We start from the raw sequence: 15743 nt of genomic DNA on the forward strand, positions 1-15743 counted from the left end.
ACTAAAACAGAGAGTTAACGAGCACAATATGAACCAGGTCAATCGCAACACCAAAGCCAAAGGCGTCAACCGCCGCCAGTTCTTAGCCACATCGGCTAAGGCGGGTTGTGCGATGGGATTATTGGGATTAGGTGTGACGGGGGTTGCTAAACAATCGTCTCATCTTGACCCATTGGCGATTAGACCACCCGGTGCATTAACGGAAGATGACTTCTTATCTGCATGTGTTCGCTGCGGCTTGTGTGTCGAGGCTTGCCCCTACGACACGCTAAAACTGGCACGCTGGTTTGAGGGAGCCCCAACGGGAACACCCTACTTTACCGCGCGCGCAGTACCGTGCGAAATGTGTGACGATATTCCCTGTGTTAAAGCCTGCCCATCGGGCTCGCTGGACCACAGTTTGACTGAGATTAATGAGTCAAAAATGGGCATTGCCGTATTAATTGATGAGAAGAGTTGCCTCAATTTTAAAGGGCTACGCTGTGACGTCTGTTACCGCGTCTGCCCATTAATTGATGAGGCCATCACCTTAGAGCGGCAGCACAATCAACGCAGCGACCACCACGCTATGTTCCTCCCCACCGTCAACAGCGATAGCTGCACCGGTTGCGGTAAATGCGAACATGTTTGCGTGTTGGAAGAGTCGGCGATCCGTGTATTGCCCGCACACATTGCACTGGGTAAAACAGCTTCACACGATACCTATATCAACACCGAAGAGACCACACTTGAGATGTTAAACAAGGGGCTCACATTATGAGCAAGGGTACAAGCAATACCTCTACAGACCGTTTCGCTCAAGCTGCGATCGATGAACTAGGCTGGTGGCGTGCCCACAAGTTTCTATTTCTACGTCGCGCTAGCCAACTGTCTGTGTTGCTTGCCTTTGCTATTGGCCCTTGGTTTGGCCTTTGGTTACTCAAAGGCAACCTCTCAAGTAGCGAGTTATTGGCTACCATTCCACTGTCTGATCCACTGGCGACCTTGCAAGTGTTGATGACAGGGCATTGGCCAGAACTCAGCCTACTGCTAGGCGCCGCCATCATCGCCCTATTTTATCTAGTGGCTGGTGGACGCGTATTTTGCAGCTGGGTATGCCCGGTTAACTTAGTAACAGATGCCGCTAGCTGGCTGAGACGTAAGTTTCATTTGCCTCGCACCAGCGAGATGCCAAGAAACTTACGCTACTACCTGCTGGCAGTGGTGCTGCTTATGCCACTATTTTCGGGCATCGCTGCCTGGGAGTGGGTTAATCCTGTCCCTGTCGTCTATCGCGCCCTACTGTTTGGTGCGGGAAGCGGCTTGTGGATCTTAGCGGCGATCTTCTTGCTCGACCTGTTTATCAGCGAGCGAGCATGGTGTGGTCACCTTTGCCCAACCGGTGCGATGTTTGCGCTGCTCGGTAAAGCTAGCCCAGTAAAAGTATCGGCTGTGAATGCCAAAGATTGCGATAACTGTATGGATTGTTTTGAGGTATGCCCAGAAAGGCAGGTGTTAAAGCCCGCCCTTAAAGGCACAAGCCCCATGATAACTGACAGTGATTGCACCCAATGTGGTCGTTGTATCGATGTCTGTGCTCAACGCGTTTTCCAGTATCAAAATCGAATTGCCCTAAAGGCGGAGAACAACCAATGAAAAAAGTACTCACTTTAGTCGCGCTCATGGCGCTAGGTGCCTGCTCTGGTCAGCAAGCCAACAATACAGCAGAGCCTGTGAATGTCAGCTCACTCGGGAAATCTGAGATCACCGACGTCCGTGCGGCCGACGCGATGCCCACTTACCCTAAAAAGGGAGCATCAATCGAGCGTGGCTTTGTCCACCAGCCACCGCTGATCCCCCATAAAGCCGACTACAGCATCACCATTAAGAAAAACGGCTGCATGACGTGTCACAGTCCAGCAAAAGCTCAGCGCATGAAAGCGACGGAGATCCACGCTTCGCACATTCTTGCCGACAACAAGCTTAACAACGAATACTTCAACTGTACTCAGTGTCACGTGCCACAAGCCGAGAACAAGCAGAAGTTAGTCGAGAATAACTTTTCGAATCAGTAAGGTTTAGCCTCCTAAGACGTAGCTCCTTAGGGAGTCGCTTAGATGTACTGAAAACCACCCAACAATGGGTGGTTTTTTATTGCCTGGCGGCAATGGAGGCTCCGCAGCTGTATCTACACTAGGTTATTCACTCTCTTCGATTTGACTGTGTTTGGTGTGAGTGGCGAGTAAAAAGCTAACGTGCTTTTACCCCAAAGTTTGGTGGCCTTAGAATGAAGGTTTAGCATTTTTTGGCTTAGTAGCGTTTGGCTGTATTTTCATTTACTGAGAGTATTTGAAGGTCGAACCTTCACTGTTATTAATCGCCTGTCCGGCGAGGAATGTGCAAGCACTCTTTTGGCTCGCTGTGAATATGTCCCTATACGCTCCACGGTGGCATCCCTGCCACCAAGGGCCAAAACCGCGCTTACACTTATCTCTAATGCTTCTTCGATTGGACTTCATTTGATACGACTAGTGAGTGAAAGGCTAACGTGCTTTTGCCCCAAAGTGAGTTAGCACCTGTTTTGCGGAGTAGTTACAAGCAGACTTTCTCGCCTAGAAATTTTCATCCATTTCACTCAAATGTTGCAATGCTTAAAAGCTGGACAGACATGGCTCTTCGTCGAAGGTGGTGGTAAACGTAGCTTTTAAGATAAACTTCTTCGTACAATTTCATATTCCCGATAGTCATGAGCGAAACCCTTTTATACCAGAAAGTATTAGGCCTAAAGGCTCCATGGTTAGTTTCTAAAGTTCAACTTGATGAAGAGCATCAACGTATTATCGTCGTTGTGGACTATGTACATAGTGGTGATTCAGTTTGCCCTGTCTGTCAGGGTTTAGCTCGTCATTATGACTCACGCCCTCGAACTTGGCGTCATCTAGATACTTGCCAATTTGAAACGATAATCCACTCAAATGTGCCTCGTATTCATTGTCCTAACCATGGCTATCAGACACTCCAAGTTCCTTGGGCGCATGAAAGCAGTCGCTACACTGAATTACTGGAAATGAGAGTGTTGGCGATGTTAGCAATGAGTACGCTAAATGCGGTCAGTAAATTTTTTAAACTAAGCTGGGGAGCCATTGACCGAATAATGGAGAGAGCCGTCTCTAGAGGGTTAGCGCATCGAACCGCTTGTTCGACAGAGTCGTTGCTGATTGATGAAACAGCGATTAAAAAAGGGCATGATTACGTCACTGTGCTTTCCAACTCTCAAGGCCAAGTGTTAGCCGTCTCAGACGGTCGCTCTAAAGCCAGTTTTAACGCTTGTTTTGCGCAATTGCCTTCATATACGAAATCACAAACTAAAACCATTTGTATGGACATGAGCCCTGCTTATATTTCAGCGGCAAAGGCAGCATTTCCTGACGCTGAAAAGCGGATTGCATTTGACCATTTCCATATTGCTAAATTACTGACTGAAGCCGTCAATGCTATACGAAGGGATGAAATATACAGGCTGTCTCCCTCAATGAGACAAGAAGCTCATCGCACACGCTTCTTCTGGCTTAAGCAGAGGCACAACTTATCAGCAGATAGGAAAGAAAGACTAAATAAACTCGTGCCTTCGTTAATGAATACAGCGCTAGCTTGGTATTTTAAAGAGCAAGCTCGTGACATATGGTATGGCGAACTGCGTTCGCGGCACTAAGCAGAGATGGCTAGAATGGATAGCTTTAATCAAGGCAAGTAATATCAAGCCTTTAATTTCCGTAGCTGAAACAGTTGAGTCTAAATTATGGGGAATACTTAATGCGATGCGTTTTGGTGTTTCAAATGGTCTAGCAGAAGCTATCAATAGTCAAATAAGGCTGCTGAGAGTAAAGGCCATGGGGTATAGAAATACAGAGCGATTTAAGCGAGCAATACTGTTTCACTTTGGGAAGTTGGATATGGGGTTCCACCATTAACGACGAAGAGCCACAGACATACAGTCATATTGAAATCATGACCATTTTTATCCCAACTTCGTGCGCGTTTTTACATTCCAATATAAATAAATATGATTAAAATCATATAATTATAAAAGCTATAGGTTAGATAATAGGTTTGGGAAACGCGCATGCGCGTTTTTCCGGATGGTATATTTAATAGAATACTGATAAGTTCTTTTCATACAGATAGTTAACTGTGCGCGTTTTCACTGGTCCAACGAGGTAAACGCGCATGCGCACGAATAAGCTGTTATATGCCACGTGGATATTCAATCAAGGAGGCTGTATATGTCTAAAAAATCGAGAGTCGTTCTATTGCCACTTATTGCCAGCATTTCATTTGTATTTTCGTTCTGGATTTTGGAAGTGCGCAAGGCGCAAGAGTTTTCGGGTATCAGTAACGATGTAGCAGGAGGTGCGGTTTTGGGTTTGGGTATTGGTGTAATGCTCGTGCTACTTGCAACTGTACAAAACAAAAAACAGGGCTCTTTTTAGAGACCGTCATATAACAAAACGCTCAAGTCGCATCCCGCTGCGCGGGCTGCTGGGACAAAAACACAATGCGGCTTCGCTATTTTCGCATTGTGCTTTTGCCCCTTAGCTTAGCGTTAGCCATAGAAATATTAATCTTAAACTCACATAGTAGAGCAAAAATCCTAACGCAGAAATGTCCAAAAGCTTCTCACAAGGTCAAATCGAAGAAATAGATAACTCGGTGTAGGTACGGCTGTGACCTTTCGTGACATGGATGTCACGGCAGAGCCTACAGGGAACGTACTTGCGGCGTGTCACAGAAGTACCTGCACGAATAGCCTGCTGCAAGCAATTCAAAACCATGAAAGTCAACGCTACCGTCAGCGAAATAAAACCAACTCCGCCAAATGTTATAAGCCAAAAATGCCAACACCTTCATTCGAAGGCCATTAATAAACCATGAAGCTATGGTTCACAAAACACTGACCAATAACCACTCAGCCGAAGGCCAAATGCTGAAAGCGACCCTTTCGATAACGTTAATTCGAAAACTTGAGTTCGATGACATTCCCTTCGGGATCGTTAATGTAGAGTGAGCGGCCGAAACCTTGGGCGCCGTAACGCTTGGCGAATCCCTCAGGGGCAATGTTGAACTCTACGAGGTAATCCAGCAGTGCCTGTTCATCCATTGGGTTAATCAGCAGGCATACATGGTCGACGTTACGTCCATCTTGCTGCGGAGCTTTGCCACCTAAACAGCCAAGTTCACTGTCACAACACACGATATCAATCAGGGCATTGCCAGCTCTTAGCTGAGTAAGGCCTTCATCCTTTAACTCGCGCTCAATGGCGCATCCGAGTATCTGCTGGTAAAAATGCAGCATGGCATCTAGCTTAGTGGTACGAAACACCACATGGTCGAGCCCTTGAACCTGAATCATCATTTCTCCACTAACACCGCCACTAGCACCACCATTAATACCGCAAAATCATAGCTTAATGCTGTAATAATAGCCGATTGAGAATCAGTTAATGCCTAAATCTAACATCTTGTTCAATATTGGTAATTTGTCATTTTTTATTCACCCTATTTAGGGTAGTTTAGTACAATCAGCTTTGATGGAGTCAGTTATGAAACAAGGCAAGCACGACGCACAACTATTAAAACTCGCCATGGAAATTGGTGTAGGCTACGCCAAGAAACGTGGGTTCGATGATTTCGATAAAGGGATCTCCCCTAAAGATAAAGTCGAGTGTATCTACCGATTATTAGTACAAGATAAACTGATCCAACCGTTAGCCACAGACAAAGAAGATGGCCCTAATATGAAGCATAAGCTGATACTGTGGATCAGCCGTCAACTCCCCGAAGATCACCCTCTACTCAATTAATATTATCTAGGGCCTGTTGATCTTTGCTGGTTGAATTTTATTCGAGACAAAAACGTTTTAATCAAGGCAAGTGGATTGCAGCCTAGTCATCTAAGCAAAATTCACTTAACAAAGCGTAAAATGTTTTTAGCCGAACCCTTCGGGCAGCGTTTGTTGGTGATTTCTACTGCGTTCTCAGCTTTTTATGTAGAGCAACTACACCACAAAGCTTCTGCCTTGTATAAATACCCAACCATTCGCTGCAAAAATAACCTTGAAAGATCAACAGGCCCTAGTTAAGAAATCAGAGCCTATCGACAGATCTATGGGCACTGATTTCGCTGTATATCAATGCCCCAAAAGCAAGATGTTGATCTCTATCAACAAGCGCTTCGATTCCCTGCAAAGTTCCTCTAGATAAGCTATAGATCAATTATCATTCACTAACCAAAATCTAGGGTCTCCAGTGGCACTGCATGGACTAACGAGTCAGCAGGCACACACTCTGTTACAGCAACATGGCCAGAACTGCCTGCCTAAACCGCCAAAATTAAGCTTTATTACACTCTTTATCACTCAGTTTAAAAGTGCCTTTATCTATGTCCTATTGGCAGCCTTTTTGATGTGCTTGTTGTTAGGGCAACTTCTTAATGCCATTTTCATTTTCGCGGTATTAATGCTTAACGCCATCATAGGCACAGTACAAGAGTTCTCAGCCCAGCAAGCGGCTGATGCATTGAGCAAGATGGTGCCACTGCAGAGCCATGTGATCCGCGATGGACATCCGCTGACGATTAGCAGCATGGATCTCGTCCCAGGGGATTGGCTCATGCTGAGCAATGGTGATCGCATTGGCGCCGATATTCGCATTGAAAATCACAATCAATTTAAGGTGGATGAGTCGGCGTTAACCGGCGAGTCTGTTTCGGTCAACAAGACAGATTTAGCCTTTGCTGGCACCTTAGTGACCCACGGCCGCGCAGAGGGGGAAGTGATAGCCACAGGCACTAATACCCAGATCGGCCAAATTGCCGACTTAGTTCATCAACAAGGCGGCGCTAAGCCACCGCTAATGCAACGTATTGAAAGATTTACCCTAATTATCGCCATCGCGACATTGGTGATCATCGCGCTGATTTTTGGGTTAACCTTAATTCGCGGCGCCGATCTGTCACAGGTATTCTTACTCGGGGTCGCGCTAGCCGTATCAGCAATCCCAGAAGGCTTGCCCGCCGCCATTACCGTGGCATTAGCTATCGGCATGAAGCGGATGTCCAAAGCCAATGTGATCGTGCGAAAACTGGTGGCGGTAGAATCCTTAGGCTCTTGTACCTACATCGCCTCAGATAAAACAGGTACCCTCACAGTTAATGAGATGACGATTAGCCAAGTTTGGCTGACCAATGGCGACAAGTATCATGTTGCAGGCACCGGGCTGGCATCGACAGGGCTGATTCATAAACATGGTCACGGCGTTCGCGTATCTAACGATGATGCGCCGCAGCTCTATCGATTAGGATTAACAGGCATACTCGCCAACGAGGCTCACCTGGTTTTCGATGATGGTAAGATTCACAGCGATGGTGATGGGGTTGACCTTGCCTTTTTAACCTTGGGCTACAAACTCAATTTGCCGATGCAAACCTCACAGATCCCTCCACAGGCTCAGCTTTTTCCCTATGAGTCTGAGAATCAGTTTAGCGCCAGCATTAATAAGATTGATGGCCAATTAGTTATCTCGGTAAAGGGTGCGGTCGAAAAGCTGCTAACCATGTGCAATCTTAGCGATGCCGAAATAGAACAAATCCACCATGAAACCCATTGGATGGCACGCCACGGCTATCGCGTCCTAGCCCTTGCATCTGGTCATCCCTGCGAGCTAGATAATCCATTTACTGGACTCACGTTTCTGGGATTAGCTGCAATGAGCGATCCCCTCAGGGAGGACGCTATCGAGTCGGTAAGTCTGTGCCAAAAGGCCAGAATCAAGGTGGCGATGATCACAGGCGATCACCCTGTCACTGCGCTGGCGTTGTCACAGCAACTTAAACTGGTATCAGATAAAGATGATGTGGTCACGGGTGATCAGCTAAGCCAAGCACAACAACAGGGCGTGAAGGCATTCGATGCTTTGATTGCAAAACATAGGGTATTTGCCAGAGTACAGCCCAAACAGAAGATGGAGATCACTCAATCATTGATCCGCCAAGGGGAATTTGTCGCCATGACAGGCGATGGTGTCAATGATGCGCCCGCACTAAAACACGCTCATGTGGGCATTGCCATGGGGTTAAAGGGTACTGATGTTGCCAGAGAAAATGCCGACCTCGTGCTCACCGATGATAAGTTTAGCTCAATCGTAAAAGGGATCATCGAGGGGCGAATCGTCTACAATAACATTCGTAAGGTGATCTATCTGCTGATCAGCACGGGGGCGGCCGAGCTGTTGCTGTTTATTCTGAGTGTACTTTTCGCCCTACCGATTCCGCTGTTTCCACTGCAGATTTTATGGCTGAATTTAGTCACCAATGGCGTGCAAGATGTGGCGCTAGCCTTTGAGCCAGCAGAAGGCCATGAGATAGAGCAGCCACCTAGAAAGCCGAGCGAACCGATTTTCGATCACCTCATGTTAGAGCGTGTATTTATCAGTGCCCTGTGGATGGGCCTTGTTGCCTTTGGGCTATTCGCCCTCACACTCAAGATGGGAGCCACTGAAGAGATGGCACGTAATCTCACCTTAATGTTGATGGTGTTGTTTGAAAATGTGCATGCTCTTAATAGTCGCTCAGAGCGTAACTCACTGTTTGCGATGCGTTGGTTTAGTAATCCTTTACTGCTGGTCGGGATGATCGTCGCGCAAACTATTCACATCGGCGCAAGTTACACTCCCGGACTAAGTGACGCTTTAGGACTAAGCCCAATAGGTATACAGCAGTGGCTAATCCTACTAGCCACTGCATTAACGCTATTTATCGTCGATGAACTCCACAAACGTCATTGCCGTAACAAACACCAGACTAAGCCAGCGGCATCAGCAACTGATCATCAGCTGGAATAACCAGAACATTACTGCGAATTCGACTCAACATCGCTTCGACAGTGTTACCTATGACATAACCAAGCATACCGCTGCGTTGGCGCGCGCCGAGCACGACATAGCCCGCTTTTAAGCGGCATGAAAGTTCATACAGACAAAGATCCGGTTCACCCGCTAAGATATGAATATGATCTTGAGGTAGATCGATTTCAGCCAATTGAGTCTGATAACGCTGATAGGCATCTTTAATCAAGGTACGAGTATTAACCAGATCCATATCTCTCAGTATTTTGGGGACCCGAATAATATAAGCTAAATGCAGCTCGCTGTTAGTGGCTTGCGCCAGCGCCTTAGCTTGTTTAATAACACATTGATTTAGCTGTTTCTTTATCATGTTATCGCTACCTAAATCGACAGCCATTAATACACAGTCACTGCGATTAAGGGGATTGTCAGACAATAGCATTAATGGGATTTTAGTATGGCGGATCAGATGCCAATCCATGGGTAAATAATGGTCGGCATGATGTACGGCTTTGACCATTAAATCGAATCCATGGCGCACGGAGTGATTACAAGCATGCTCAAACAGATCTTTAGTCCACACTGTATGTACAGGAACATCGTCAGCGTGAAGGGCGCCGAGCTCATCTTCTATTTCGCTGCTGCGTTGTTTCATAATTTGCAGCTTAGCAACAGCGGCAAGGCGGGGGTTGTAGTGCTCTTTACCACTAAAGGATTCGTAACTATAAGCAAATACTTCGGCGCTTTTATCAAGCGTTTTTGCGAGGCTGACACCTGTTGCTATCGCATCGGCTTGCTGTTGTTCTTTCTGCGAAATAATAAACACCTTATCCATGGTTCTCTCCTATTACTAAAGCGTATTTTGAGCTTAGTCACACTTGTACAAAATAGCCTTGATATCGGTCATCATATTGACAAAGATCATACTTACATCGCCACTCGCGATCGGAGACCGATATGGCCATAGATAACTTTGTGCTATCACTGTGTCTAATCTTACTTTTTGGTCGCCTGTTCGGTGACCTATTTCAGCGCTTACAACTCCCCAGCGTCGTCGGAGAGATGCTCGCGGGATTACTACTGGGCCCCACATTACTCAATTGGGTCACTCCCCACGAAACCCTTGGGGTCATGGCTGAACTCGGCGTGATTTTGTTGCTGTTTTCCATCGGCTGTGAGACCTCGATAAAACATCTATATCAGGCAGGAAGCAGTGCTATTGGTGTGGCCTTCATCGGCATATTGATGCCTGCTATCGTCGTCACTGTGACGGCCATGTTGTGGTTAAACCAATCTGGCTTTACCGCTATCTACCTTGGCTGCGCACTCACGGCAACAAGCATAGGGATCTCCATAAGAGTGCTAGCGCAAGCTAAGCAGGCACACTCTCGCGAAGGCCATATTATTCTAGGCGCTGCGGTGATCGATGATATCGCAGGAGTTATCTTACTGAGTGTACTGTTTAACTTCGCCGCCAAAGGCGAGCTGAGTCTGCTTGCGACTCTGTTATTGATCATCAAAATCGTCGGCTTCTTGCTACTGTCTCCTCCTATCGCTCGCGGCTTACTCTATATCTTTAGAGCATTAAGGCCGACCGAACACCATACTGGCTACGAAGCCATTATCACTATGGTGCTAATCTGTCTATTTGCTTGGCTGGCGCACGCCTTTGGTGCACCAGCGCTGCTCGGAGGCTTCGCCGTTGGACTCGCCCTAAGCAGGCAATTTGTCTCCCCGATTAACCGATATCTAAAAAACCCCTTCCCCTTTACCCATCAGATGGAGGTCGCCTCTAAACCTTTAGTAGATGTGTTTGCACCGATCTTTTTTGTTTATGTCGGTGTGAGCTTAGATCTAAGTCAAATCGATACCAGTTGGAGCGGCCTATTAGTACTCACCACCCTGTCGATCTTGGCGATTGCGGCTAAAATCGCAGCGGGGGCGTTTATCGAAGGAAGCTCGCGCACTAAACTGATCATCGGCAGCGCCATGGTGCCACGAGGAGAGGTAGGGCTGGTTTTTGCCGAGATGGGACTACAGATGGAGATCATCTCCTCAAAACTGTTTACCGAGTTGGTACTCGTCATCGCCATCACTACGATAGCTGGCCCACTGCTCTTAAAATGGGCACTGCATTCGCCACGAAAAGCTAACTAAGCAGACAAAAAAATACCCATCATAAGATGGGTATTTCTAATATTATTCTGCTAGACGTGATTGCCTACACTGGCGATACCACAAATAGAAGCTCACCTTGTGAAACCTGCTGACCGTTACTGTTAAGAATACGCTCAATACGGTATTGCTTATCTTCTGGGTACAACACTGCGTCTTGGCGGTTAAAGCCTGCAAGCGTGACCTGTGAGAACATCTTCATCGCTTCGGTTAATGCTAACGTCTGATCGACACTGACGATATCACCTTCTTTAACAAAATCTGACTCACCTGGTGCTGGCGAGGTATAGAAGATACCAGCGCCTTGTGCCAATACTTTCAGCTCGTTACTCTCGCCGACACGTAGCGACTCGGTATCGACACCTATGGTTTCAGCAGCCGCTTCCATCTCTGCGATCAACACAGGGATATCCAGTTCAGCCATGAAACGTGGCAGATAGTTAGTATCGTAAACGCCTTCGTTGAAGGTGCCATCTTTGAGGATACGCGTTAACAATGGAATGTTAGTCGCGATACCTTTGATCACCACTTGATCCGCTAAGTAGTCGTGTAACTTGTTAATCACATCCTCACGGCTTTCACCACGACAGATGATCTGAGCGATCAAGCTATCATAATATGGTGAAACCTCTTTGCCTTCACCGGCGATAGAGATGATCTCAATATCATCACGCTCAGGCATGACATACTCAGTGATCTTACCTGGATGTGGTACTAACTGCAGAATACCGTTGCTGTCGAGCGCCGCTTTCTCTGCCGTTACACGCACTTCAATCGCATAACCTATGTCTTGTGGCTCAAGATTTTCAATTGAGCGGCCTGCCGCAATATCAAAACCAGCGCTAACAATATCGATACCTGAAGTCGCCTCTGTCACAGGATGTTCAACCTGTAGACGGGTGTTCATCTCCATGAAATAGACTTCGTTAGCGTCTAGGTTGTAGATAAACTCAACGGTACCTGCGCCCATGTAATCGGTCGCATCACCCAAGGCACGAGTGTAGGCCATAACCTGTTGCTTAAGCTCATCTGGCAACATAGTAGAACCAGACTCTTCAACCACTTTCTGGTTATTACGCTGAACCGAACAGTCACGTAAACCCAGTACCTTAGTGTTACCAAACTTGTCACGTAGCAACTGAACTTCGATATGACGCAGTGAAGTTACATACTTTTCTAGATAAAGGTCACCGTTACCAAATGCTGCTGCGGCTTCGGTAGAGGTCTTCTGGAACAGAGAGATCATATCTCCTGGACGTTCAACAACCTGAATCCCCTTACCGCCACCACCTTGTACCGCTTTAAGTAATACAGGGTAACCAATTTCACTGGCAACATTTACCGCCTGCTCTGCATTGGTCAAAATACCGTGGCTGCCTGGTACGACAGGTACATTTTGTGCCTGTGATGTCTTAATCGCGTTCGATTTGTTACCCATGGTGGTCATTGAGTGAACACTTGGGCCAACGAAGTTAACGCCGTTGTTGACACAAAGTGCCGCAAACTGTGGGCTTTCAGACAAGAAACCGATACCTGGATGCAGCGCATCTACCTGCTCATATTCAGCCACTTTCAGCACTGAGTAGGCGTTTAGGTAACTTTCATCGGAAGTATTACCACCGATACACACTAGCTTGTCGTTCTCATTTAGCATATCGGCTGGCACTGATGTCATATCGGGATCAGATGCAACCAGTACAACCTTGATATTGTTGTCGTGCGCTTTACGAATAAGCTTAACTGCGGTACAACCACGAGCGTGAACCAGCACCTTGTCGATAGGCTTCATCAGCTGACGAGGATCGTCTTGAACGATCTCCTCTTCGGTGATCATCATCTCAGGAACAAGAGTCGATAATGCACTACCAATAACATCTTCAACTTTAGCCGTTGGCTTAGGCATCAATGGATCGATACCCGCGAGCTGCTCGTCAATACTGTCACTAAATGGATTGTTCACTAGCGCGTTCATCGCACCAGGGACTTTCGACAAGTAGTTAGACAGAGTCGATGTTGAAGGCAAGTATGCAGGTACAACCATTTGACCCGCAAACGGCATATTGGTACCCGATAGGTAATAGGTCTGAACCAATGGATGGGTTACAAAACTTGCTTGCGCGCCACCGGTACAGTCACCGTAACCGAACATCAATACTGGCAACTCATTATCACGGATAAAACGAGTAATACGATCGTTTACTACCGCCATTGAGAATAGTGCCGCGGCGCCCTCTTTGGTCTGCATGCCACCTGAGCTAATAAAGCAGATAACAGGGAGTTTACGCTTCGCACACTCGATAAGTAGCGCACTGAATTTCTCAGCACTGGCCATATCGAATGCACCGGCTTGGAAAGCGGTATTTGATACAGCAACACCCACACGCATAGTCTGGCCGTTATGCTCAAAATCAGCCGTACCGGTGATCAAACCACAAGGGCGAATCCCTTTATCTAGCGCATCTTCGATAGAGAGACGGAAACCAGGGAAGTTAAGTAGGTTAGCCGACATCTTGTCGCCGTTAAGTTCATCAAACTCGGTGAAGAACTTAGCAATGACATTTTCCCAGGTCATATTTCCTTTGCGCTTCTCATCACGAAGCACTTTTTGGATAAGCAGATCTTGGTAACCCATGGTTAAGCGGTTCCAGAAATCTTTACGACGACCGATACGTACAGGGTTGATTGCACCAGTATATTCACTGCTCTTCTCTTCGCTGGCGAAATACTCTGGTAATAGACGCTCGAAGAAGTAGGTCAAGATAACGAAGAGACTGTCGTTAAGTTGTGGGAAACCCACACTCTTCCACTGCTCTGTTTTGGTGAGCAGATCGGCGCGGTTTGACTGAGACATAAAGTACTTCAGCCACTTATAGAATTTGCTCTTATCGTTAGCCGTGTCTTGCTTAGAGATGGCGCGATCGATTGAATCATGTAACAGGCTATCAACTGATGCACGTGACAAGCTCTTAGACATCATGGCTTCTTTAGCTATTGAGGCCAAATTACCTACAACATTGTCATAAAGCGCGTTGAAGATCAGAATGTTATAGCACTGCCAGATGAAGTCTTCGCGTAATTCGTCATGGACGATCACATCGAGAACCGTTAGCTGGTTAAGCTCAGGCCAATCGGCTTGAGTCACTTCATCAGGTAGGCTTTCCAAGTAATGGATTAGGCCCTTGAAGTTGTTTTCAGCGTTGCTCTTCCAGCGGTGGTATAGCGACCAACCGATGTTAAACAGTAGCGCCTTACGTGCTTTCTTATAGTTCTCTTTTGGCTCACCTAAGATGAGACGAGTCAGCATGTTACGTTCGGTAGCAACATCGTCACGCTTAGAGGTAAAGTTACCCCAAAGCTTGTTTAGCTCTTCGTCGTAAACTAATTTATCAGGGCTAGATAACCAAGATTGGAATACCTTGTCTTGCTCTTGCTGAATACGTGCAAGTAGATCACCTTCAGGAATACTAACCTTAGATAGGCGACCATACTGTTCTTGAGAGATAGAGTGAATACGGCTACGTAGCGTAAGATAGCGTAGGTAACGATAGGCACTACCAAACAGATTTAAGTGCATGGTTGGATTGTCAGCGACCGCTAACTCCGCCTGTTCCTCTAATGCAGCAAGGTTCTTCGACGGGAGAAGAAAACGGGTCAAACTACGATCGTAATGCTCACGCAGATCTTTTGACTCACGAACAAACTGCACTGCCGCATTTTCAACCGCTTCGATGCTGCTAACGATAGCGCGGCGCAGATTGTGCTGGCGCTCATCTTTGTCTGAAGGCGAGAAATCGATAATGCCATCGATACAACCTGAGGTGTACAACTCTTCTGGCGATACCCCAACAGACTTAGCACATTCCTGCCAAGACAAGTTGTACTTACGCGCAATGCTCTGCAAGCCCTGTGGTTGAATGGTATTGAAAATACCATCACGCAGAGAGAGTAAGATGTTTGCTGCTGCTAATGGAATTGCGCCGCCTGAATAACCCGCACCGATAACGATACCGACAGTCGGTACATCAACGTTAGCACTCTCAGCAATCGCCTTAGAGATGGTATGCGCTTGGTTTTGGCTGTTAGCCACCTCACCCGCGTCAGCACCAGGGGTGTCAATAAGGTAAACGATTGGCATACATAATTCGGCAAAATGACGAATAGCAGCACATGCCGCTAAGTGATGCTCAGGCATCCACGCACCATTACTGGTGGTGCGTTCTTGAGCAATAAAACCGATACGGCGAGTACGAGATCCAAAATTCAGTTCGATCTCTGCACTATAAAAAGCGCCTAAATGTTTTTCGGTTATCAGCTTACCTTTAAGATCGGCAATCACACGCTTAGCGCCAGCACGGTTCTTATCTAGCGTTGGCTGAATAACTTTGGATACATAACCGTCAACGTCTAACTGTTCCAGCTCTTTAAGGTTAGACTGAATCGTATCTTCGCTTAGTAGACCATTAATCTGATGCGAAAGACTCTGTTTACTGTGCTTAGGAAACAGAGAAAAATCTTGTGCCAAATGCTCTGCTTGAAGAAAAAGCGGATCGGCAGTTTGAACCTGAGTCGTGTTTGTGGGCTGATTGGTGCTGGTCATCAATAGATCCTCTGCTTTAGCCTCTAAAATTTTTAGCCCATAAATATAGCTTTGTTATAGGGTCAAATGCTATTAAACTGGCTTAGACGCT

11 protein-coding genes and 1 pseudogene are annotated in these 15743 nt (G+C 46.7%); 9 read left to right on the forward strand and 3 right to left on the reverse strand.

The features are described from left to right. The first annotated feature begins 28 nt into the window (after positions 1-28). From napG to K0I73_RS16260, 6 genes and pseudogenes are all read left to right on the forward strand, one after another. Entirely contained in the window at positions 29-760 is a 732-nt protein-coding gene (gene napG, locus K0I73_RS16235) for a ferredoxin-type protein NapG (RefSeq protein WP_220062082.1), read from the forward strand. Continuing rightward, on the forward strand, positions 757-1635 hold the full coding sequence (gene napH, locus K0I73_RS16240) for a quinol dehydrogenase ferredoxin subunit NapH (protein WP_220062083.1): 879 nt from the start codon (positions 757-759) through the stop codon (positions 1633-1635). The genes napG and napH overlap by 4 nt, the downstream gene beginning before the upstream one ends. Next, positions 1632-2054, forward strand: coding sequence for a nitrate reductase cytochrome c-type subunit (locus tag K0I73_RS16245; protein WP_220062084.1), 423 nt, complete (start codon positions 1632-1634; stop codon positions 2052-2054). The genes napH and K0I73_RS16245 overlap by 4 nt, the downstream gene beginning before the upstream one ends. A gap of 671 nt (positions 2055-2725) precedes the next feature. Further along, a pseudogene (locus K0I73_RS16250) lies at positions 2726-3950 on the forward strand (ISL3 family transposase). Between the two features lie 312 nt (positions 3951-4262). Beyond that, on the forward strand, positions 4263-4469 hold the full coding sequence (locus K0I73_RS16255) for a hypothetical protein (protein ID WP_220062085.1): 207 nt from the start codon (positions 4263-4265) through the stop codon (positions 4467-4469). Between the two features lie 234 nt (positions 4470-4703). Further along, complete coding sequence (locus tag K0I73_RS16260) at positions 4704-4901, forward strand: hypothetical protein (RefSeq protein WP_220062086.1); 198 nt, start codon at positions 4704-4706, stop codon at positions 4899-4901. A gap of 86 nt (positions 4902-4987) precedes the next feature. On the opposite strand, the gene K0I73_RS16265 is transcribed toward K0I73_RS16260, so the two are convergent. Next, positions 4988-5392, reverse strand: a complete 405-nt coding sequence (locus K0I73_RS16265) for a VOC family protein (protein ID WP_350355264.1) — start codon at positions 5390-5392, stop codon at positions 4988-4990. A 187-nt stretch (positions 5393-5579) separates the two neighbouring features. On the opposite strand from K0I73_RS16265, the gene K0I73_RS16270 reads away from it, so the two are divergent. Both K0I73_RS16270 and K0I73_RS16275 read left to right on the forward strand, forming a co-directional pair. Next, positions 5580-5840: a DUF5062 family protein gene (locus tag K0I73_RS16270; RefSeq protein ID WP_220062087.1), complete on the forward strand. Its 261-nt coding sequence runs from the start codon at positions 5580-5582 to the stop codon at positions 5838-5840. Between the two features lie 445 nt (positions 5841-6285). Then, on the forward strand, positions 6286-8877 hold the full coding sequence (locus K0I73_RS16275; RefSeq protein ID WP_220062088.1) for a cation-translocating P-type ATPase: 2592 nt from the start codon (positions 6286-6288) through the stop codon (positions 8875-8877). Here K0I73_RS16275 and K0I73_RS16280 read toward each other — a convergent pair. Then, positions 8837-9715, reverse strand: a complete 879-nt coding sequence (locus tag K0I73_RS16280) for a universal stress protein (protein WP_220062089.1) — start codon at positions 9713-9715, stop codon at positions 8837-8839. The genes K0I73_RS16275 and K0I73_RS16280 overlap by 41 nt on opposite strands. A 122-nt stretch (positions 9716-9837) precedes the next feature. Between K0I73_RS16280 and K0I73_RS16285 the strand changes: the two genes are divergently transcribed. Beyond that, positions 9838-11037 carry a cation:proton antiporter gene (locus tag K0I73_RS16285; RefSeq protein WP_220062090.1) on the forward strand — a complete coding sequence of 400 codons (1200 nt, stop codon included), beginning with the start codon at positions 9838-9840 and terminating at the stop codon, positions 11035-11037. 64 nt (positions 11038-11101) lie between these two features. On the opposite strand, the gene K0I73_RS16290 is transcribed toward K0I73_RS16285, so the two are convergent. Continuing rightward, a complete protein-coding gene (locus K0I73_RS16290) occupies positions 11102-15652 on the reverse strand; it encodes an ATP-binding protein (protein WP_220062091.1) in 4551 nt (1516 codons plus the stop codon). Positions 15653-15743: the final 91 nt, after the last annotated feature.

It is taken from the genome of Shewanella mesophila (assembly GCF_019457515.1).
Classification (GTDB): Bacteria; Pseudomonadota; Gammaproteobacteria; order Enterobacterales; family Shewanellaceae; genus Shewanella; species Shewanella mesophila.